16 protein-coding genes are annotated in these 20,940 nt (G+C 59.4%); 13 read left to right on the top strand and 3 right to left on the bottom strand.

Annotated elements, in window-relative coordinates; all coding sequences use genetic code 11:
• Positions 1-37: 37 nt before the first annotated feature.
• The 9 genes from PD282_RS20235 (at position 38) to PD282_RS20195 (ending at position 11,579) form a co-directional block, all read left to right on the top strand.
• The gene (locus PD282_RS20235) at positions 38-2,272 is read left to right on the top strand and encodes an AraC family transcriptional regulator (RefSeq protein ID WP_274652612.1); all 2,235 of its coding nucleotides are present in this window, start codon (positions 38-40) and stop codon (positions 2,270-2,272) included.
• Positions 2,273-2,604: 332 nt separating this feature from the next.
• Positions 2,605-3,561 carry an ABC transporter permease gene (locus PD282_RS20230; protein ID WP_274652610.1) on the top strand — a complete coding sequence of 319 codons (957 nt, stop codon included), beginning with the start codon at positions 2,605-2,607 and terminating at the stop codon, positions 3,559-3,561.
• 313 nt (positions 3,562-3,874) lie between these two features.
• Entirely contained in the window at positions 3,875-4,774 is a 900-nt protein-coding gene (locus PD282_RS20225; protein ID WP_274652608.1) for a carbohydrate ABC transporter permease, read from the top strand.
• A 136-nt stretch (positions 4,775-4,910) separates the two neighbouring features.
• Complete coding sequence (locus PD282_RS20220; protein ID WP_338045210.1) at positions 4,911-6,578, top strand: type 2 periplasmic-binding domain-containing protein; 1,668 nt, start codon at positions 4,911-4,913, stop codon at positions 6,576-6,578.
• Positions 6,579-6,701: 123 nt separating this feature from the next.
• A complete protein-coding gene (locus PD282_RS20215; RefSeq protein ID WP_274652605.1) occupies positions 6,702-7,907 on the top strand; it encodes an S-layer homology domain-containing protein in 1,206 nt (401 codons plus the stop codon).
• 147 nt (positions 7,908-8,054) lie between these two features.
• Positions 8,055-8,621, top strand: a complete 567-nt coding sequence (locus PD282_RS20210; RefSeq protein ID WP_274652603.1) for an RDD family protein — start codon at positions 8,055-8,057, stop codon at positions 8,619-8,621.
• A 21-nt stretch (positions 8,622-8,642) separates the two neighbouring features.
• The gene (locus tag PD282_RS20205; RefSeq protein WP_274652601.1) at positions 8,643-9,506 is read left to right on the top strand and encodes a class I SAM-dependent methyltransferase; all 864 of its coding nucleotides are present in this window, start codon (positions 8,643-8,645) and stop codon (positions 9,504-9,506) included.
• A gap of 83 nt (positions 9,507-9,589) precedes the next feature.
• The gene (locus PD282_RS20200) at positions 9,590-10,354 is read left to right on the top strand and encodes an ABC transporter ATP-binding protein (RefSeq protein ID WP_274652599.1); all 765 of its coding nucleotides are present in this window, start codon (positions 9,590-9,592) and stop codon (positions 10,352-10,354) included.
• Positions 10,338-11,579, top strand: coding sequence for an ABC transporter permease (locus PD282_RS20195; protein WP_274652597.1), 1,242 nt, complete (start codon positions 10,338-10,340; stop codon positions 11,577-11,579). The genes PD282_RS20200 and PD282_RS20195 overlap by 17 nt, the downstream gene beginning before the upstream one ends.
• A 61-nt stretch (positions 11,580-11,640) precedes the next feature.
• Here PD282_RS20195 and PD282_RS20190 read toward each other — a convergent pair whose 3' ends face one another.
• Positions 11,641-12,414 carry an exodeoxyribonuclease III gene (locus PD282_RS20190; protein ID WP_274655380.1) on the bottom strand — a complete coding sequence of 258 codons (774 nt, stop codon included), beginning with the start codon at positions 12,412-12,414 and terminating at the stop codon, positions 11,641-11,643.
• 332 nt (positions 12,415-12,746) lie between these two features.
• Between PD282_RS20190 and PD282_RS20185 the strand changes: the two genes are divergently transcribed.
• Both PD282_RS20185 and PD282_RS20180 read left to right on the top strand, forming a co-directional pair.
• Entirely contained in the window at positions 12,747-14,414 is a 1,668-nt protein-coding gene (locus PD282_RS20185) for an alkaline phosphatase family protein (RefSeq protein WP_274652596.1), read from the top strand.
• A gap of 89 nt (positions 14,415-14,503) precedes the next feature.
• Positions 14,504-15,853: a multicopper oxidase domain-containing protein gene (locus PD282_RS20180; protein ID WP_274652593.1), complete on the top strand. Its 1,350-nt coding sequence runs from the start codon at positions 14,504-14,506 to the stop codon at positions 15,851-15,853.
• A gap of 196 nt (positions 15,854-16,049) precedes the next feature.
• On the opposite strand, the gene PD282_RS20175 is transcribed toward PD282_RS20180, so the two are convergent.
• Positions 16,050-17,354 (bottom strand): aminotransferase class I/II-fold pyridoxal phosphate-dependent enzyme, encoded by a 1,305-nt coding sequence (locus PD282_RS20175; RefSeq protein WP_274652591.1) that lies wholly within the window; start codon positions 17,352-17,354, stop codon positions 16,050-16,052.
• A 232-nt stretch (positions 17,355-17,586) separates the two neighbouring features.
• Here PD282_RS20175 and PD282_RS20170 point away from each other — a divergent pair, with 232 nt between their 5' ends.
• Positions 17,587-18,372, top strand: a complete 786-nt coding sequence (locus PD282_RS20170) for a helix-turn-helix domain-containing protein (protein WP_274652589.1) — start codon at positions 17,587-17,589, stop codon at positions 18,370-18,372.
• A gap of 55 nt (positions 18,373-18,427) precedes the next feature.
• On the opposite strand, the gene PD282_RS20165 is transcribed toward PD282_RS20170, so the two are convergent.
• On the bottom strand, positions 18,428-19,057 hold the full coding sequence (locus PD282_RS20165; protein WP_274652587.1) for a pyridoxamine 5'-phosphate oxidase family protein: 630 nt from the start codon (positions 19,055-19,057) through the stop codon (positions 18,428-18,430).
• A 139-nt stretch (positions 19,058-19,196) separates the two neighbouring features.
• Between PD282_RS20165 and PD282_RS20160 the strand changes: the two genes are divergently transcribed.
• Positions 19,197-20,924: an aminotransferase-like domain-containing protein gene (locus tag PD282_RS20160; protein ID WP_420832315.1), complete on the top strand. Its 1,728-nt coding sequence runs from the start codon at positions 19,197-19,199 to the stop codon at positions 20,922-20,924.
• Positions 20,925-20,940: the final 16 nt, after the last annotated feature.

The following is a 20,940-nucleotide window of genomic DNA, read 5'->3' as shown; positions in this document are numbered from 1 at the left end:
AGAGCTATGAAGAGAACAACCGCTGGGGGGATTCGTCATGAACAAAAGCTGGTTCCGCAGACTCCTGCTTTCCTACCTTCCCGCTTTTTTCGGCATTACCATGCTCCTGTTTTTCCTCTTTTTTCAATCGCTCAACGAACAAAACCGCAAAGAAGCGGCAAGGGCCAACGAATTTCTGGCCCAGCAGGCCATTCTGTTTACGGATAACGCCTTGAAAACGATCGATTACAGCGTGGTCAGGGAGATTTTAACCGATCCGGCCGTGACCAAATTTTTCAGCCTCGACGAAAACGACGTGTATGCGAACATTCAAGCGTTGAAGGTGATGGACAACCTGAAGGCGGCCTATCCGATGATCGATTCCGTCTATTTCGTCCGCGCCGGGGACCTTTTTCTGCTCGGGAGCGCACCGAAGGAGATGAACGATTTTCCCGATAAAACGTTTATCGAGCCGTATTTGAACGGAGCGTTGCCGGAGCGGTGGACGGGCGTCCGGATGTTCAAAACGATTCCGGACGGTACGGGCAAGCCGGTCGTGACTCTGGTGCGGAGCGCACCTTATTTCACCGGTCAGAAACGAGGGCTGTTCGTCGTAAACGTCAGCGTCGCCGGCCTGCAGAACGCGGTCAGGCAAATGTACAATCCCGGCATCAGCTTTGTGCGGCTGATCGATGCGGACGGACAAACCGTGCTCGGCGGCGGCACAGACGCCAAAGGACGGAACCCGGTTTTTTCCGCCTATACGTCGCCGTATACCGGTTGGAAGGTGGAAAGCGGCCTGCTTCATCAGGACGGGCTGGCGTTCACCCTCCACCTGTACAATCTATGGACTCTGCTGGCAGTCGCGACCGTTGCCGCCGGCATCCTGTGGTTCATCCATGTCACCCGAAAAAACTGCAAGCCGATTCAGCAGATCGTATCGCTGATCCGCACCGGCTCGCCGGGTGAGCTGCTGGCGCGGGAGGCGGACGGAGGCGGGAGAAACACCGGCGAGCTCGGTTTCATTCAGCATACGCTGGAGCGGCTGATGGAGCAGACGGAGCAGTTCCGGAAGCAGCATCAGCAGGACCTGATCCTGCTCAAAAAGGTGCTGTTCCAGGAGCTGCTGGAGGGGACGCGTCCGAACGGGCAGGAGGACTGCGAAGCGGAGCTTGCCAAGCTTGGGTACGAGGTGAAGGGCAGAATCCCTTTTGTCCAGGTGCTCGAGATCGACGGCTACCGTCTGTTTACGAATGCCTACAGCCCGCACGATCAGAGGCTGCTTAAATTCACGCTGTACATCGTGCTGCATGAAACGGCGCAGCAGCACCATGCGGACGTCTGGGCCGAATGGACGGCCGACAACCGGCTGACCGCCATCCTGTGGGAGCGGGACAGCGCTGCGTCGGGAGCGGCGCGTAATGCCATCATGGAGGCGGTGCGCGAATGGACGGAGCAGAATCTGAAGTTCACGGTGACCATCGGCATGCCGGGCGAGGCTTCCGGCTTGCGCGGCATTCGCGGCGCATACGAGAACGCCCTGCAATTGCTCCAGTTTAAAGCGGTGCTCGGCCCGAACCGGGTGATCGCTCCCGGGCATACGGCCGGACGGACGCAGGCGGAGACGAACGAATGGGCCTACACCGCCTGTTCGCTGGCGCAGACGCTGCGGCTTTGCGGCAGCGAATGGCCCGGGCAGCTCGGGCTGTTGTTCGCGCAAATCCGGGATGCGTTAACTCCGCGCAGCGAAATTGACGGCATGCTGCAGTTTTTGTGCCGGCATCTGGAACGCGAATTTGCCGAGCTGTCGAAGGAATACCGCCGGATTTGGAAAACGGCGCAGGCGGAGCTGCAGGCGCTGCAAAAGCATTGGGAAACGGCCGGCGAGCTGGAGGACGGCTGCAGGCGCATATTTGCCGCGATGGCGTCGCAGATGGACGAGCTGAAGGATTCGTACGGCGCACGCGCTATTGTGACGGAAATACGCAAATTTATTATCGGGAACTACGCAAATCCGGATCTGTCGCTCGATTTTTTGAGCGATAAATTTCAACTGAACGCCAAGCAGGTCAGCAAAATGTTCAAGGAGGAATTCGGCGAGAACTTCGTCGACTTTCTGATCGGCATCCGGATGAGCAGGGCGAAGGAGCTGCTCGCCGAAACGCAAAAATCGATGCAGCAGATCAGCCTGGAGGTCGGCTATTACAATTACAATTCCTTCAATCGCGCCTTCAAAAACACCGTCGGGCTGTCGCCGAGAGATTTCCGCAAGCAGGGCAGCCAGTCCGCTTAATTCGCCAACCTCTCTTTTTTGCCCGCTGAGGCGCCGTTTATGAAACATCCTTGCCCGAGCGGCTGCCGCCTGCGGGTAAGGATGTTTTCATCAGCGGATAGGAAAGGCTGCCTTTTCGCCTTCTCACGATCGAAGGGAAGAAATTTGTTCCGCCGCCAACGGATGGCGTCAGCCGTTTCTTCGAGGTGCGGGCACCGTTTCCGGGGGGTCCTGGCGAAAAATGCGAAATGCACGAATCTTGCAAATTGCTGCGAATAACGGGCCTCGGTTACGATCGTTTCACAGCCGGAATGCGAAGCTCCGGCAAGTTCGTCGGCAAGGGAGACGTGCCCATGAATCGAAGCCTGCCATTTCGCCGAAGCCAGGCCGTAAAACTAAGCCGCAGCGGCCGCACGATGAATCGAATGAAGCGCCATTGGGAGCTGTATCTGCTCGTGTTTCTTCCAGTGCTCTATCTCATCATTTTCAAGTACGTACCGATGGCCGGTGTGCAGATCGCGTTTAAAGATTTCAACGTCGTCAAAGGCATCTGGGGCAGCCCTTGGGTGAGCTTCAAGCATTTCGGGACGTTCTTTCATTCGCCGAACTTCTGGCTGCTCATTCGGAACACGATCGGCATCAGCGTCTATTCGCTGCTGGCCGGCTTTCCCGTCCCGATCCTGCTGGCGCTCGCGCTGAACGAGGTGCGAACGGGACCTTTCAAACGCTCGGTGCAAATGATCACGTACGCGCCGCATTTTATTTCGACCGTCGTTATGGTGTCGATCATCATCCTCATCCTGACGCCTCATGTGGGCGTCGCCGACCGGCTGTTTTCGCTGCTCGGTATGAAGCCGACCAATTTTCTGGGCATCCCGGAGTTTTTCAAGTCGATCTATGTCTGGTCCGGCGTCTGGCAGGAGATGGGGTACGCCTCGATCATTTATATCGCCGCCCTGGCCGGCGTCGACCCCTCCCTCTACGAAGCGGCGCGTATCGACGGGGCGACCAGATGGAAGAAAATCATTCATATCGATCTCCCGTCGCTTGCTCCGATCACGATCATTATGCTGATTTTAAGCCTCGGCAGCCTGATGGGCGTCGGCTTCGAGAAAATTTATTTGATGCAAAATCCGCTTAATTCGAGCTCCTCCGAGGTCATCTCGACCTACGTGTACAAGGTCGGCCTGCTCGGCGCCAATTTCAGCTTCTCGTCCGCGGTCGGGCTGTTCAATTCGGTCATCAATTTGATCTTGCTGCTGTCGGTTAATTTTGCGGCGCGCAAATGGTCGGAAACGAGCTTATGGTGACAACCTAACAGAACTAACAAATTTGGCAGACCTTAAATCCTAACAATCCTAACACAACTGACGAAAATGGCGACCTAACAAACCTAACGTTACAAGTGCCCCTAGCTCACTTAGCGAACCCAGCATACTTAGCTTACCTAACGTACCCAGCATACTTAGCCTAGCGCACCTAGCGCACCTAACGTACCACGTGAACCAAGTGCACCTAGCGCACCTAACGTACCACGTGTACCAAGTGCACCTAGCGCACCTAACGTACCACGTGTACCAAGTGCACCGCGCACTTAGCGTACGGTGAAGGAGGAGAACCCTTATGAACAGCCGGAACCGCATCCGGGAGCCGATCGGAGACCGCCTGCTGCTGGCCGTCCTTTATGTCGCGCTGATCGCCGTCATGCTCGTCGTGCTGTACCCGATGCTGTATATTTTCAGCTCGTCGCTCAGCTCGCCGAACGCGGTCGTGTCGGGACAGGTATGGTTGTACCCCGTCGGTCTGTCCTTCCGGGCCTACGAGTCCATTTTTCACAGCTCCCAGCTTATGCTGGGCTATTACAACAGCATCGTTTACACCGTGGTCGGCACGTTCATCAACGTCGCGTTCACCGTGCTGCTGGCGTTTCCGCTGGCGCAGAAACAGTTTCCCGGGCGTAAAATCATCACGCTGCTGATGCTGTTCACCCTGTTCTTCGACGGCGGGCTCATCCCGACCTATCTGCTCGTCAAAAACCTGCACATGCTCGATACGCGTTGGGCGCTGTGGCTCCCTGGGGCGCTGTCCGTGTTTCAGGTCATCGTGGCGCGAACCTTTTTCCAAACCTCCATTCCGGAAGAGCTTTCGGAAGCGGCCCAAATCGACGGCTGCCGGGATTCGCGCTATCTGATCAGCGTCGCGCTCCCGCTCTCGAAGCCGATTCTTGCCGTCATGACGCTGATGTACGCGGTCGGGCACTGGAACGCATATTTCGACGCCCTTATTTATTTGCGGTCGGAAAGCCTGTTTCCGCTGCAGTATGTGCTGCGAAACGTGCTCATTCTGAACGCGGCCGACCCGGAGATGCTCGCCAATACCGCCCAGAAGCTGCGCGATCAGGGCTTCGAGCAGGCGCTGAAGTATGCGCTCATCGTCGTGGCCTGCGTCCCGGTGCTCATTATGTACCCGTTCGTGCAGAAGCATTTCGTCAAAGGCGTTCTGGTCGGATCGCTGAAGGGATAACGGGAAAGGCCGGTCAATTCGGACTGGAGGTGATCGATCGAGATGCCGCGCGCCGCGCCGACAGAGGCGAACGGCAGGCATCCCCGAACCTGTAGCAAAACCCTGTCAAGGTTCTCACTAAAAGGAGGAGTCGAGTTTGAAAAAATCATTGTGGCTGATGCTTGTTGCCGTGCTGTCCTGCAGTCTGGCGCTGTCCGCATGCTCAGGCGGCAAAAATGCGGGATCCGGCGATGGAAACGGAGGCACGGGCGCTGCAGCCGGCAGCGGCACCGGAAGCGGTCAAGATACGAAGCCGGTCGACATTACCTTTTTCGCGCCGCAGGGGAAAGCGCCGCTCGAGGACAACGATTACACGAAGCTGGTCGAGAAGAAGTTTAATGTCAACATCAAGTGGGACCTGGCTCCGGCGGATGCGCTGACGGACCGGCGGCAGCTGCTGCTGGCCAGCGGCGATTACCCCGAAGTGTTCCTGGAAGGAAAGTTCACGAACACGGATTTGCTCACATACGGCATGCAGGGCGTATTTATCCCGCTGAACGACCTGATCGACAAATATGCGCCGAACATTAAGGCGATGATGGCCAAGAAGCCGTATTTCAAGGACGCGATGACGGCGCCGGACGGCAACATTTACGGGATTCCGCGCCTGAACGAATGCTACCACTGCACCTTTTCGCAGAAGTACTGGATCAACAAGGATTGGCTCGACAAGCTCGGGCTGAAGGTGCCGACGACGACGGACGAGCTGTACACCGTGCTGAAGGCGTTCAAGACGAAGGACCCGAACGGCAACGGCAAAGCCGACGAAATTCCGCTGACGGGCGCCCCCAACAAATACGTCTGGAACGGCAATATCGACGCCTTCCTGATGAACGCGTTTATTTACAACGACAACGACAAATATTTGACGGTATCCGGGGGCAAAGTCGACTTCGCAGCGAACAAGCCGCAGTGGAAGGAAGGCTTGGCCTACATGCATAAGCTCTACAAGGAAGGGCTTATCGATCCGGCGTCGTTCACGCAGAACGACCAGGCGCTGGGGCAGCTCGGCAACCGCGAAGGCGACGAAATCGTCGGTTCCGTCACGACGGCGCTGGTCAGCTATCTCGTCAATGTGTACGACGATACGATTACCCGCCATAAGCACTGGGTGATCGTGCCGCCGCTGAAGGGGCCGGAAGGCGTTCAGCTCGCGGGCGAGTCGCAGGGCATCAGCGAGTTCGAGTTTGCGATTACGAACAAGGCGAGCGAAGCGCAGCAAATCGCGGCGATCAAAATCGCGGATTATGCGTTCAGCGAGGAAGGCGCGCTGTACAGCGAGTACGGGCCGGAGCAGGGCATCGGCTGGAACCTGGCCGGTCCGAACGAGAAAAATATCGAGGGCAAGCCGGCGAAATACACGTTTGAAAATTTGAAGCCGCAGGACCCGAACGCCGTGATCAACAACAGCTGGTCGCTGCTCGGCCCGAAGGATTTGTCCAAGGAATTCCGCGACCTGTTCGCTGCGTCGCAGGACCCGCTCAGCTCGAAAGGCTATGAGCGGAGGCTGGCCGACGCGACGAAGCAGTATGAGCCGTACGGACCGAAGGAGGTCTACCCGACCGGCGTCTACATCCGGCCCGAGGATGCGGACATGGCGGCTCAGCTGACGACGTCAATCAAGGATTATGTGCAGTCGAACATGGCGCAGTTCATCATCGGCGACAAGGATATCGACAAGGATTGGGACGCGTACGTAAAGGGCTTCGATGGCCTCAATCTGGCGAAATACATTCAAATTTACCAGGATGCGATCCAGAAATAATCATTGGCAGCGTTTGCAGCCCCTGAGTCCCGATTTACCGGGATTTGCCGCGTCACCCCCCGAAAAGAGGGACAGCCTCCCGAACGTTACTAGCGAAACCAGAACGTAAGGGAGAGTGACATCATGATGAGAAAAGGGACGATGAAGAAAGCCGCGATTACCTCGATGGCGTTGTTGACGCTTGCCGGAGGCGCTTCCAGTGCCTTTGCGGACGGCAAAGGCAAAGGGCACGGACAGGACGGCCACAAGGACGCCGTACGCGGAAACGGCAAAGCGGGAGCGTCGATCACCCTCCATTTCAAGGACGAGAAGGAGCTGAAATGGGCGCTGCAATATATCGTCCGCCTCGCGTCGAAAGGCGTTTTCAACGGCTATGAGGACGGCACGTTCAAGCCGCACCAATCGATTTCGCGCATCGAAACGATCGTGGCGGCGGTGAGATTGATGGGCCTTAAGGAACAGGCCGAGTCGCAGGCGGAGATGAGCACGAAGCTTAACTTCAAGGACGCCGACCTGCTGGCGAAAAAATATCCGTGGGCGGTCGGTTATGCCGCCGTCGCATTGGAGAAGGATCTGTTCGCCGAAACGGCCGATGCGATCCAGCCGAACAAGCCCGCAACCCGCCTGTATGCCGCGACGCTGCTCGTGAAGGCGCTTGGACTGGAAGCGGAGGCGCAGGCGAAAGCAAATACGCACCTTTCTTTCAAGGACGCGGATAAAATTCCGGCCGGCTCGGTCGGCTATGTCGCCGTCGCGATCGAGAAAGGCATCGTAACCGGCTACGGCGACAACACGTTCCGGCCGAACCAGCCGGTTACCCGCGCCGAGCTCGCGGCGCTGCTCGACCGGACCGATCAGGACATTCCGGATAACGACGGCACGGCGATTACGGGCAAGCTGAAAGCGGCCGCTTCGAACGGCGCGGTTACGATCGTGAAACCGGACAATACTGAAGTGACTGTCGCGGTCGATAACGGCGTGTTCATTTTCCGGGACAATATCCGGGTATCGCTCGGGGCGCTTCAAGCCGGCGACGAAGTGTCCGTGCGCACGGACGGCGGCAAAGCGATCTTCATCGAGGTAACGAAGGACGAGCCGCAAAGCGCGGTTGTCGTCCAGGCGGGCACGCTCAATTCGGTCATGCTGAACGCGCAGGGCAAAATCGCCTTCGTTTCGATTACGAAGGACGTTGCGAACGGGACGCAGGCGATTATCCTGAACGCGGACAAGAACGTTTCCGTCATCGGTGATACGGCGAAGCTGACGCAAGGCCAGGCGGTCGAATTGACGCTCGCGAACGGTCTCGTGACTTCGATCAAAATCGTATAACCGACCGGCTGACAGCACAAGCTCCCTGCCCTCGCTTTGGCGATGGCGCAGGGAGCTTGTTGGCGTTTAAGGCGTGCGTCCTCGACAGCCGCCCCGTTTCCATAGTATGGTAGTTGTAACCTGGATGAAATGAAGGGGGAGCGTGAAATGAACGGCTCGGAGACGCCCGGCAGGCCGTATGCCCCGGTGCGTAGACGGATGCTCGCTTTTTTGCTGGATTACATCTTCATTGCCTGCTATTTGGCGCTGCTGTCGGGAGCGGGGCTGCTCGCCCGTCCGGTTATGGTTTCACTGTTCACACACGGCGTGTGGACGGCCGAGCTGGCCGGTTTTCTGATGCTCACGCTGCCGGTCGCGCTTTATTTTGGTTTAAGCGAAGGCTCGGGGTCGCATGCGACCTGGGGAAAACGGAAAATGGGCATCCGCGTCGCGCGCGCGGACGGCAGGCCGCTCGGATTCGGCGTTTCGCTGCTGCGGTCGGCGGTCAAATTCGCGCCGTGGGAGCTCGCCCATTTTACGATCTGGCGGCTGGTACTGCCCAGCGGCTCTCCGGCATATGCGGTCAACGCGCTGCTGATCCTCGTTTATGTTCTCGTTCTGGCCTATCTGATCAGCCCGTTCCTGAACAAGCGCAGGCAGTCGCTCTACGACGCGGCTGCAGGAACGGTCGTCTGCCTGAACCGGGAGTCCGATAGCAGGCTGCTTCGCCAATGACGACGATTGGAGGAAAATGCTATGCCCTATACGCATTACGGGGAAATCGGGGACATTTGGAAGCACCTTCCCTTATGTTCGATTCTGAACGAGGAACGGCCGGCGTCCTATGTCGAAACGAATGCCGCTTATCCGGCCTATCGGCTGGACCGGACCGAGAACCGAAATTTCGGCATTTATTATTTGTTCGAGCAGGCTGGCCGCGATCACCGGCAGACGATCGGCCGGTCCGATTATATGAAGCTTGTCGGCCGCATTCCCGGCAACCAGGGAAATGAGCTCCATGCCTATCTCGGTTCTCCCGGCTTGGCCATGAACATGTTGAGGAATTCGAGCCGCTACCTGTTTTGCGATATCGAAAAGGAGCCATTGCAGCGGATTACGGAATACGCCGAACGGCAGGGACTGATCACGCAAGTGCGGACCATGCAGGGCGACTCGGTCGATCGTCTTTGGCATGACATCGACGGCATGGGGCCGGAGACGTTCCTTCATATCGATCCGTACCGTATTTTCGAGCGCAACGGCAGCGGCCGCTGTTATTTCGATCTTTTTGCAAAAGCCGCCGAACGCGGGATCAAAACGATGCTGTGGTACGGATTTGAAACGCTTGACGACCGGTCGGACCTCCATGCCAAAATGCGCGCCTCCCTGCCGGTTCGCGTCACGGAGCTGTACGGCCGGGAAATATATGTGGAGTCGATCGGGCAGTCCGTCATAAGCGTGAACCCCGGCGTGCCGGGATGCGGCATCCTGACCGCCAATCTGTCTCAAGCCTCGGTCACGGCATGCAGGAGACATGCGGCCGAGCTGGAGACCGTCTACCGGCAGGCCCGGTTTCAAGACCGGGCCGCGGGTTTGATTGTCGCGGAAATCCGCTTGTAAAACGACTGAATCGGCTCGCGGCAACGCGATTTCCGTTCCAAACGTCGAATTCGGTATAATGGTGAGCAGTGAGGTGAAGGGGCATGCATCCGGTATTGGAGGTTAAGGGGCTGACTGGCGGCTACAGCCAGCGGCGCCCGGTTCTGCACGAGCTGTCGTTTACCGTGAACGCCGGGCACATCGTCGGGTTAATCGGGCTGAACGGGGCGGGCAAAAGCACGGCGATCAAGCATATTCTCGGCCTGATGCATCCGCATCGCGGCGAAATTCGCGTGCTGGGGCATACGCTGGCCGAAAATCCGGAGCAGTATCGCGGCTCGCTCGCGTTTGTGCCGGAGACGCCGCTGCTGTTCGACGAATTGACGGTGGAGGAGCATTTGCGGCTGACGGGGATGGCCTACGATGTTCCGGAGGAATCGTACACCCGGCGGAGCGGGCAGCTGATGGACGAATTTTATATGACGGGAAAACGGAAGGCGTTTGCCGCCCATTTGTCGAAGGGGATGCGGCAGAAGGTCATGATCATGAACGCGCTGCTTGCCCGCCCGGCGCTGTATGTGATCGACGAGCCCTTTCTCGGGCTCGATCCGCTCGGCATCCGCTCGCTCCTGGACAAGCTGGCCGAGGTCAGGGAGGAAGGCTCGGCGGTCTTCATGAGCTCGCATATTTTATCGACGGTGGAGACGTATTGCGACCGTTTTATCGTGCTGCATCAGGGCTCGATTCTCGTGCAGGGAACGCTGGAGGACGTATGCGCCAAGGCGGGCGTCCGGACCGGCAGCGGCTCGCTCGAAGAAGCGTTCTACCGGCTGACCGCAAACGGAGGACCGCATGGACCGGTCGGCTAGTGCGCTCTGGCTCGCAAGAGTACGCGCGTTCCGGAGCGAGTCGCTGCCTTATTTCCGCGATATGGCGCGAAGCGGCGTGCCGAGCGTCGCCATGCTGCTGCTCCTCACCGGCCTGGCCGGTTACACGCAGCTGCTGCAAAACGTGCCGCCGTCCCTTCCGATTGCGGAGATCGGCACGGTGCTGCTGACGCTTGCCGTCTGCTGGAGTCCGCTGAGAACCTGGCTGCGCGAGGCGGACATTGTCTTTCTGGTTCCGCGCGAGGCGGAGATGGGCCTCTATTTGCGGAACTCTCTTCGCCGCAGCGCCGGCTTCGGCATCGCGCGTGCCGCCGCCGTCTGCGCGGCTTACCTGCCGCTGTACGCGCACGGCACCGGCCGGCTAGCGCCGCCGGCGGTGCTGGCGGCGGTGCTGGCGCTGAAGCTGGCGAACGACGCCGGCGCCTGGCAGGAGCGGCGTCTGGTGTGGAGCAGGCCGCGGCGCGGCATGCGCCTTTTGCGCTGGGCGGCGACGGCGGTCGCGCTGGCGGCGCTGTTGAAGGCCGCGCCGTGGTTTGCCGCCGCCTATATCGCGGCGGCTGCCGCGCTGGCGGCGCTGCTCTACAGCCGGCTGCAGCGTTACCAGCTGCCGTGGCTGCGGCTGATCGCCGAGGAGGCCCGGACGCGGCGGCGGTACTACGTCTTTTTCAGCGCGTTCGCCGACGTGCCGGCGGAGTCGGCGCGCGTCTCGGCGAGGCGGTACGCGTCTTGGGCCGCCGGGCGGATTCGCTACCGGCACCGGAGCGCGTTCGCGTATCTGTACGCGAATACCTTGATCCGTACGGAGATCGGCGGCGTCGTGGTCCGCTTCACGCTGTTCGGTACCTTTGCGGGCTGGCTCGCCGCCTATTCCGCGCTGTGGTCGGGCTGGGGCGCAGCCGGCGTTTTCCTGCTGTTCGTCTGGCTGACCGGCATCCAGCTCGGCGCGCTGGCCGGGGCGCACCGCCATTCCGTCTGGCGCCACGTCTACCCGCTGCAGGAGACGTACCGCCAAGCCGCGCTGCTTGCGATCGACCGCATCGCCATGCTGGCGTGCGCGCTTGTCCTCTGGGTGCCGCACGCGCTTCTGCTGCCTGCGCGGGGCGCCGGCCTGCCGGCCTGGATCGCGGGGCTGATTGCCGCTATCTACATCCTCGTCGCCCGGCCGGCCCGGCTGAAGCGGACATTCACCGCTATGGACGACGAATAGCGGCACGCAGTCATGCTCCGCGTGCCGCAATTTTCCCGCACGTGACGCTTAAATCGGAAAATTACTCCGCTTCTGCTTGAAGGTCACGCATTTCCAGCACGACGGGACAATGGTCGCTTCCGAGTACGTGGGCATCGATGCGGGCGTCGATCAGGTTCCCGCTCAGCCGCTCGGAAGCGAGAACATAATCGATCCGCCACCCGACGTTCCGCTCCCGGACGCCCGGCATGTTCGACCACCAGGAAAACGCATCGTCCCGCTCGGGATAAAAGTGGCGGAACGTATCGACGAAGCCCGCCTCCAGGAGGGCGGTCATTTTCCCCCGCTCCTCCGGCGTAAAGCCGGAATTGCCGTGGTTGGACTTGGCGTTCTTGATATCGATTTCCTGATGCGCCACGTTCAGGTCGCCGCACGCCAGCACCGGCTTCCGCGCATCGAGCTGTTCCAGGTAAGCCCGGAACCGGTCTTCCCATTCCACCCGGTAGGGCAGCCTGGCCAGGTCGCGCTTCGCGTTCGGCGTATAGACGGTAACGAGATAAAAGCGGTCAAACTCCAGCGTTATGATCCGCCCCTCCGGCTCGTGGTCCTTCTCCATTCCGTACCGGACCGAAAGCGGCTTGATTTTCGTAAATACGGCGGTGCCGGAATACCCTTTCTTTTGCGCGTGATTCCAGAATTGCTCGTACTCCTCGCCACACGCCAGCTCGATTTGGCCTTCCTGCAGCTTCGTTTCCTGCACGCAGAAAATGTCCGCGTCCGTCTGTTTGAAATAGTCGAGGAAACCCTTCTTCACGCACGCTCGCAGGCCGTTGACGTTCCATGAAACCAGTCTGATCATCGCGAATCTCCTTGCTCGTCATCGTTATAAGTTCGGCAAAGCTTCCATCCAAGTATACCACGAACGAACCGGCATTCGTCTCTCGGACTATGAGAATCGCAGACAAGCGAGATTCATAGCGGAATGGTGAAAATACCATAAAATACCATAAGTGAATCGATTCAGCTCCGTTCGGCCATGACGCCGCGGAGCTTTTTTTTTATCTTACAGGATGTAGTCCCAATATTTTACAATATCTTATCGTTTTGTTAAAACAGCGTAAATCATCCGGTCCCTATAATAAGGTCGGAGAGTGGACAAGAAACCAAAATTCGATCGGGAGGAAAACGATGAGAAAAAGTCTCGCATCCGCATCGGCGGCGGCCGTATTGGCAGCTTCGCTGCTCGCGCCGCTTTCGAGCGCGCAGGCGGTTCAGGCGCCGGCAGGCCTGAAATCGCCGATTAAACACCTGGTGGTCATCTATCAGGAGAACAGGTCGTTCGACAATTATTTTGGCACGTATCCGAAAGCCCCCGGGTTTATTGCGCTCCCCGGCACGCCTTCGGCGAACGTGATACCGGATGGCGCCTATAATCTGGACGAGAACGGCAGCAAGGTCGCACCGTTCCTGTTTTCCAACCAGGAGCTGCAAACGCTTGACGTCGATCACAGCTTCGACGACATGCAAAAAGCGGTCGACAGCGGAAAAATGGACGGCTTTTATATGTCGTCCGAAAATCATACGAAGGGCTCCGGCCGCATCGCGATGGGCTATTACGACTACAATTCGATTCCGGCTTACTGGCAGTACGCCCAGCATTTCAGCTTGGCCGACAATTGGTTCCAGCCGGTATTCGGTCCGTCCACGCCGGGCGCGCTTTATCTGGTCGCGGCGCAGTCCGGCAACGCCGGCAACCCGATTAAGGGCGATCCGGTTCCGGCATTCGGCCCGCTCGGCGGCGACGGCGGCAAACGATGGGAGCCGCTCACCTACAAAAACATCGGGGACGAGCTCTCCGCCAAAGACGTTTCCTGGGCATGGTATCAGGGCGGCTATGCGGCCGCGGACGCTTCTTATTCGTCGCATCATAATCCGTTCCAGTATTTCGCCAACTTCGATAAAGGCGCTTATACGAAAAATGTGAAAGATTATCACGATCTGCAGCAGGATATCGATGCCCATAAGCTGCCCGCCGTTACGTTCGTAAAAGGCGCTTACGGGGACGACGAGCATCCGGGCCTCGGCAACCAGAGCACGCCGACCGCCGAGGACTTCACGGTCCAGACGATCAATGCGATCATGAACAGCGATGATTGGAAGGATACGGCAATCGTCGTGACCTACGACGAGTCCGGCGGCTACTGGGACCATGCCGCTCCGCCGCAAATCAAGCCCGGTCCGGACGGGCTGGCCGGCGCAGGCCCGCGTATTCCGGCGCTGGTCATTTCGCCGTACGCAAAGCGGAACTATATCAGCCATACGCAGTACGACACGACGTCCATTTTGAAGTTCATCGAATGGAATTGGGGCGTAAGCGCGCTGAACAACCGGGACGCGTCGGTCAACAACATCACCGACATGTTCGATTTTAACCATCCGGATTTCCTGCCCTATCTGTATCAGCTGCAGAGCATCCGAAGCAATGCGAACGGGACGGCGGCTCCGGTCATGTTCAACAACGCGCCGCTTGCGCAGACCATTGACGGCGAGTATGCGTTCTATGACAAGGACCAGGACATTATGATTCCGATTACGGATATTGCCCGCAGCTTGAACGCCGACGTCTCGTTCGACGCCGGTACCCGGACGGTGACGCTGTCTTATGCCGGCCATAAAGTGTCTTTGAAGCTGAAATCGGATCAGGCTTCGGCCGACGACAAAGCGTTCGCGCTGGAAAAAGCGGTCTGGCTGAGCGGCAGCGGCCACGGCTATATTTCGCTCGGGGCGCTTCACCATTTGCCCGGCTTGACCGTGAACAAGAACGAACAGGGAACGCCCGTCATTACGGCCGGTTAAGCGCCGCAGCCGATCACGCGGGAAAATAACGCAAAATCCCTCCCGGCTTCGCAGCCGGAGGGATTTTTCATAAGGCAGGAGACAAAAGTATGCTGCGTATATGGAAAATAACTTCAATTTTGGCGGCGGCGGCTTGCCTGCTGCTTGGTACTTCCGCTTATGCGGATTCCGACGAAGCTTCGATGGGAATGGGAGTCAGTCCGGTCATGCAGCTTGCCGTCAACGGGAAGCTTATTGCCGGCATTCAGCCCGTCTGGGACGCCTCGATGGCCGACGAGATAGTTCCCCTGCGTCCGGTGGCGGCGGCGATGGGCATGACGGTCGGCTGGGACCGAAAGGACGGCGCCGTCGTGATCGACACGTTCGGCGCGCCGGTCATAACCGACCGGTCGGTCAAGCTGCCCGTCCTTATCGGCGGCAAACAGGCGCCGGCGGACATCAACGCCGCCGTCGTGAACGGAATCGCCATGGCTGCGGCAAAGCCGCTCGCCAAAGCGCTGGACGCCGATACCGCCATGAACGGCAATACGCTGCAGTTTACGTCGCATGCGGCGCTGAAGGAGTTCGACGCGGAGAACCGGGCGGTCGACGACGTTTTTAACGGGGTAGGGCTGACCCCGCATATCGCGGCCGACGGGACGAAGGAATTTACGCTGACGGCCGGGCTGCACGCCTGGGAACCGGAGAAGGGCGTCGAGGCGGCGGCCTGGACCTTCAACGGGCAGGCTCCGGGACCGACGATCCGCGTGAAGCAGGGCGATCATGTCCGGATTACGCTCGTCAACAATTTGCCCGAGCCGACGACGGTTCATTGGCACGGCCAGACGGTCCCGAACGCGATGGACGGCGTACCCGATATTACGCAGCCGCCCGTGGAGTCGGGTCAAAGCTTCGTCTACGATTTTACCGTCCGATCATCCCCCGGCACTTATATGTACCATTCGCATTACGACGATATGATGCAGGTCGGCAGCGGTTTGTACGGGGCGTTTATCATCGATCCGAAGGATGGCGCCGGCGCACCCGAATACGATCACGATTACACCTATCTGCTCAGCGGCTTCAGCATCAATTCGCCGATCGGCTCGGAAGAGGACGATTACACGATGGACGGGCGAAGCTATCCCTATACGCCGGATATCGTCGTCAAGCAGGGCGAGACGGTCCGCATCCGGCTCATCAATATCGATACGATGGAAATCCATGCCATGCATTTGCATGGGATGAATTTCCGGGTGATCGCCAAAGACGGGCAGCCTTCGGACGACAAGCAGGAGATGAACACGCTGCTGATCGGCCCGGGCGAGACGTACGATATCGCGTTTACGGCCGACCAGATCGGCACCTGGATGTTCCACTGCCATATGCTCGATCATACGATGCATCCGGACGGCACGATGGCCGGACTCGTTTCGCTGGTGAAGGTGCTTCCGGACTGATAGCGGTTCGGCAGATGCGCTTTTCGGATGGACGAGCCTTTCCAAGTTTCTGTACCGGGCGGCAAAAACAGGACCGGCTCGGCGCATTCTGCGCTTTGCCGGTCCTGTTCGTATGTCCGTCTATCGGATGCTGCGTGAAGCCCTTTTCTTCGCCGCCGAGGACGACGTTAGCCGTCAATCCCAGGACTGCGAACGCTTATTTGCTGGCCACGGTCACGTCCTGCACCGCTTTGTAAATCGTGTCGAACAGCTCCTCCAGGTTCGGCTCCTCGATACAGGAGAACGCGACGCGCAGGTCGGAACCGCCGAGCGCAATGGTGCCGACGCCGTATTCGTCCAGCAGTCGCTGCCGCACCGTTTCGGCTTCGGCCCCTTTCAGCTTCAGGCACATGAAGTAGCCGGAGTTGAAGGGGTAATAACCCCATACGTCGCCGTAGCGGCCGCTGTCGAGCAGCTCCTTGACGCGGTTGGCGCGGCCTTTCATGATGCGAAACTTCTCTTCCTTCTGCGCCTCGAAGTCCGGCGACTGCAGCGCGTGCAGAACGAACGTCTGCGACGGGTGAGAGCCGCTCGATATCGTTGCGCGGATGATGCCGAGCGTCTTCTGCTCGAGCGCACCCAGCAGCGCGGCGGAAGACGACGCATAGGTGATGAAGCCGACCCGGAAGCCCCAGACGTACTCTTCCTTCGTCGCGCCGTCGACCTTCACGGCGAGCACGCGCGGATGAAGATCGGCCAGCTTGCCGAACAGCGATTGATGCATGGAATTTTCGAAAAACAAACCGAAATAGGCGTCGTCCGTCACGACGACGACGTTGACGCCCGCTTCGGCGGCATCTTTGACCGCGGCGACGATCTCGTCGCCTTCCTGCGGGCCCGGCGTATAGCCGGTCGGATTGTTCGGGAAGTTCAGCACGACAATCGCTTTGCCCTTGCTTTTCTGAGCGAGCAGCGCATCGCGGAGGCCTGCGCTGTTGAATCGCATCCGGTCGTTGTACAGCGGGTATTCGACCATGACCGCACCCCGGCGCACGCCGAAGGTCAGCTCGTAGTTCTCCCAGTTTTTATTCGGAATGATGACCGCATCCCCCGCATCGGCGAACAGGTCGGCGACGATGGATAGCCCATGGGTGAGCGCGTTGGTGACGATCGGGTTGCCGAACGATTTGCCTGCGAGCGCCGGATTTTCCTTCACCATCTTTTCGCGCCAGGCGGCGCGCAGCTGCGGTTTTCCTTCCGGCGGTGCATACGGGTACAGATCGGCCGGCTTGTACGCGGACAGCGTATCCTGTATCGCCTTCAGATGCATCGGCTGGCCGCCCTCGGTCGCGATGCCGATCGTGGCGTTGAATTTATTCGCCTTCGTCTTCGCTTCGGCCGATTGGCTCAAAATGCCTACCTTCGGGAAATACATCGCTTTTCCGAGTGCGGACAGCATCGCATGCACATTCGCGTTCTCCCGCTCGATCGTCGCGTTCAACTGCTGGGCAAGTGGGTTCATGGACCTCATTCATCCTTCCAGAATTTTCAAGTCTAAGGTAAGATTCCGCTTGGAATCCGATTAGGTGCTATTATATCACTTTTCGAAGACGGAAGGCCATGAAACGGACTCGTTTTTGTAAAAAATAGCCGCGGGTCCGCGTCCGCTTGCGGGCGGCGTTTCGGGCGGTGTATGATGAGGGCGGGCAAAGAAGCGGGCCGTTCCCGGACACGAGGAGAAGGAGGTCGCCGTGATGCTGTATTGTTCGCCGTCGTCGTTCGTTTTGAAGCCTTCCTTCGCGAAAATCGTCTGCGAGCCGGGATGGAAATGGCAGAAGCGGGAAAAGCCGATGGCCAATTTCGATCTGTTCTATGTCTGGAGCGGGCAGGGCGAGGTCGTGCTCAACGGCACGCCGTTTCCGGTCGGCAAAGGAAGCTGCTTCCTGTTTCGGCCGGGCGACCACACGAGCGCGACGCACAATCCTCAGAAGCCGCTTGTGCTGACCTACATCCATTTCGACGTCGCCGAACCGGTCGCGCTGGTGCCCGAGCCGTATCGCGTGCTTCGCGACACGGTCGATTTCGAGCACCTGCTTTCGCGCTACGTCCGGCTTTTTCTGGTCAAAACGTATGCCGCCGAGGAAGAGGCGCAGCTTATCCTGAAGCAGCTTATGATTTACCTGCTGCGCGAAGACAATGAAAGCCCGGTCGAGCGAAAGGCGAGCAACCAGCTGACCGAGGCGATTCACGAGGTGGCCAACTACATCCGCCAAAATCCCGGTGCGCCGCACCGCGTCGAAGATTTGGCGATGAGGGCGCAGCTGTCGCCGCGGTATTTTTCCATTAAATTCAAGGAAATGATCGGGTCGTCGGTGCAAACGTATATGATCCGCATGCGGATCGAGCGGGCGCAGCATCTGCTCAAGCACGCCGGCATGAACGTCACGGAGGTGGCGGACGCGCTCGGCTACCGGGACATTTTCTTCTTCAGCCGCCAGTTCAAGCAGTATACCGGGAAAAGCCCGTCCGAAATCCGGTAGCGGGCGCTTTGCCGGCGCGATGCCGTGTCGAAGATGGGCCCCGGGATAACCGTCGTCAATCGCCGATGGCATGCGGGCAGTAGCGGCGCATCAGCTCGATCGTTTCGATGTCGAGCGGAAGGGCGCGGCCGGCGAGCCCGTCCGTGACGGCTTGTCTGCTCGTATCGGACAAATTTTGGCCGAACTTGAATTTGGCGCTGATCCGCTCGGCATCGAGACGCAGCACTGCTACTCCCTTCAGACGCGGAGCGTAATCGGGATCGCTGGCGTCGATCGGCTTGTGGCCGCCTTCCGGCTGCAGCTTGCGCATCAGCGCGCCGAGCGCCTCGGCCTTTTCCTGCGGGTCGTCCACGATACGGACCCGGCCGTCGATACGAACCGACTTGAAATAGGACGTTGCCGGACAAGCGAGCAGCGGGTCGGTAAAATAAGACGGGATCACCGCATACTCCTTCGCGGCTGCGAACGATACCCGTTCGTTCCCGGCAATGCTGCGCATTTTTTTCCCGATCCGGCTCCCGTGAAAATAAACCGTTCCTCCGGTGTACACAAAATTAAGCGGCGTTACCGCCGGATTTCCCTCGCTGTCGATCATACCGATGAACCCGAAGCTCATCTCCTCCAAAAATGCCTCAAGCTCTTCCGGATTCGTTTCCGGATCGACCGCAAATTCCGCTCTTCTCATCGTTTTCTCCTCCTTTGATCATGGGCTCAGTATAAAATGGCGATTGACAAAGAAAAAGATCCAATTATGATCAATTTTATTGGACCAGTTTGGATAAGCTCAGGTTCGAATGCGGAGCTTCGTTTGGAGGAGAGGCAGGGTGGATTTTCGTATTGCGTTCGACCGATTTTATATGGAGCTCGGCCATAAGACCGCGGCGCTGTATCAGGCGCTTCGCCATGCGATCGTAAGCGGAACGCTGACGGAAGGCATGCGGCTGCCTTCGAGCCGCGAGCTGGCGAAGCTGTACGGGATATCCCGCGGCTCGGTCAACCAGGCGTACGATATGCTGCTGGCGGAAGGATACGTCCGGACCGAGAGAGGGCTCGGCACCTTCGTGGCGGTCGAGCTGACGGGAGCGGACCGGAACGCGGAAGCAGGCGGGCGGGGTGATGACGAGCCGGAGCGGCGACAGTCGAGTGCGGAAAGAAGCGGAACGGATCAACCGTTCACGCGCGCACGAGGTCTCGGAATGGATGTCCCCGCAGGCAAAAATGAGGCGTACGAGAGCCGTCAATACGGGACAGCTTCGGAGGCGGGCTTCGCAAAGGCTGACCATACAGCCGAATCGCGGCCTTTTGTTCAATGGCAGGGTCCGGCATCCGCTTCAACCGTCCCGGCGCACGGCAGACCTGCCGCAGAGCGGCTGAAATTGTCGGCATGGGGCTCCAGGCTGCCGGAAGCTGCGCCTGAGCAGTACAAGGAGGCGGAAATAGGCGGCTTCGATGACCCCGTCGATTTTACCATCGGGAATTCCGATCCGAACCAGCTCCCGCTCGGGGAATGGCGGTCGATGCTTTACGGCGAGGTTCGCGCGATGACGGACGGGCTGCCGTTTTCGTCCGTTCCCGTGGAAGGCCATCTGCCGCTTCGCGAAGCGATTGCCAAGGAGCTGCGAAGAGAGCGAGGGATCCGGGCGGATGCGTCCCGGCTATTCATTACGAGCGGCTCGATGCAGGCGATCGCACTTCTGCAGATGCTGCTCCTCGAGCCGGGCGACCGGCTTGTGCTGGAAAATCCGTGCTACATGGGCACGTTTCGGGCAGCACAGGCGGCCGGTGCCAAGGTCGTGCCGGCTATGGTTGACGACCGCGGCATCGTACCGGACAATTGGCCGGCCGAGCTGCTGATCGTGACGCCGACGCGGCATTTCCCGACCGGAGCGGTGCTTCCCGTCGAGCGGCGAATCGAGCTTCTGGACTGGGCGTCGCGGCGGAACGCCGTTATTGTCGAGGACGATTACGACAGCGAGCTGCGCTGGGGCGGCCGGCCGGTCGAGCCGCTGAAGGCGCTCGACCGGGAGGATCGGGTCGTTTACGTCGGCACCTATTCGAAAACGATGTATTCGCAGCTGCGAATCGGCTATGCGGTGCTGCCGGAATCGCTCGCGGGTCCGTTCAAGCGGGCGAAAGCGCTGCTGGAGCCGCAGCCGCCCGGCGTGCCTGAGCAGCGGGCGCTCTCGCGGTTTATGGCAAGCGGCGGGTACGCCCGCCACATCCGGCGCATGCGCCGCAGCTGCGGACGCCGGCTGCTGCGCTTCGAGGAGGAAGCGGCGGCGAGGCTTACCCGCTGGTTCCGCTTTGTGCCGTCCGGCGCCGGGCTTCACCTGTGCGCGGTTTGGCGCGGCTCCGCCGAAGCGTACGCCGAGCTGCGCACCGCCTGTGCCGCGGAATACGGAGTGCGCTGGTCCGACGGCGCACGCTTCTGGATCGGGAAGCCGCCCTGCGAGACGGCGTTGTTCGGCTTCGCGCATTTGCCCGAGGAGCGCATCGCCGCAGGGGTGAAGCGGATCGAGGCCGCCGCTCGCGTCCTCTTCGGCGCCGAATAAAGCGTTGGCGGCATAA

Origin of the sequence: Paenibacillus humicola, assembly GCF_028826105.1 — a bacterium.
Taxonomy (GTDB): Bacteria; Bacillota; Bacilli; order Paenibacillales; family Paenibacillaceae; genus Paenibacillus_Z; species Paenibacillus_Z humicola.
This window is presented reverse-complemented; position numbering and strand designations above follow the sequence as displayed.

What these genes read in the sequence shown, in the direction of transcription:
- PD282_RS20235 (WP_274652612.1), top strand. Translation starts at nt 38, where the DNA reads ATGAACAAAAGCTGGTTCCGCAGACTCCTGCTTTCCTACCTTCCCGCT.
- PD282_RS20230 (WP_274652610.1), top strand. Translation starts at nt 2,605, where the DNA reads ATGAATCGAAGCCTGCCATTTCGCCGAAGCCAGGCCGTAAAACTAAGC.
- PD282_RS20225 (WP_274652608.1), top strand. Translation starts at nt 3,875, where the DNA reads ATGAACAGCCGGAACCGCATCCGGGAGCCGATCGGAGACCGCCTGCTG.
- PD282_RS20215 (WP_274652605.1), top strand. Translation starts at nt 6,702, where the DNA reads ATGATGAGAAAAGGGACGATGAAGAAAGCCGCGATTACCTCGATGGCG.
- PD282_RS20210 (WP_274652603.1), top strand. Translation starts at nt 8,055, where the DNA reads ATGAACGGCTCGGAGACGCCCGGCAGGCCGTATGCCCCGGTGCGTAGA.
- PD282_RS20205 (WP_274652601.1), top strand. Translation starts at nt 8,643, where the DNA reads ATGCCCTATACGCATTACGGGGAAATCGGGGACATTTGGAAGCACCTT.
- PD282_RS20200 (WP_274652599.1), top strand. Translation starts at nt 9,590, where the DNA reads ATGCATCCGGTATTGGAGGTTAAGGGGCTGACTGGCGGCTACAGCCAG.
- PD282_RS20195 (WP_274652597.1), top strand. Translation starts at nt 10,338, where the DNA reads ATGGACCGGTCGGCTAGTGCGCTCTGGCTCGCAAGAGTACGCGCGTTC.
- PD282_RS20185 (WP_274652596.1), top strand. Translation starts at nt 12,747, where the DNA reads ATGAGAAAAAGTCTCGCATCCGCATCGGCGGCGGCCGTATTGGCAGCT.
- PD282_RS20180 (WP_274652593.1), top strand. Translation starts at nt 14,504, where the DNA reads ATGCTGCGTATATGGAAAATAACTTCAATTTTGGCGGCGGCGGCTTGC.
- PD282_RS20175 (WP_274652591.1), bottom strand. Translation starts at nt 17,354, where the DNA reads ATGAACCCACTTGCCCAGCAGTTGAACGCGACGATCGAGCGGGAGAAC.
- PD282_RS20170 (WP_274652589.1), top strand. Translation starts at nt 17,587, where the DNA reads ATGCTGTATTGTTCGCCGTCGTCGTTCGTTTTGAAGCCTTCCTTCGCG.
- PD282_RS20165 (WP_274652587.1), bottom strand. Translation starts at nt 19,057, where the DNA reads ATGAGAAGAGCGGAATTTGCGGTCGATCCGGAAACGAATCCGGAAGAG.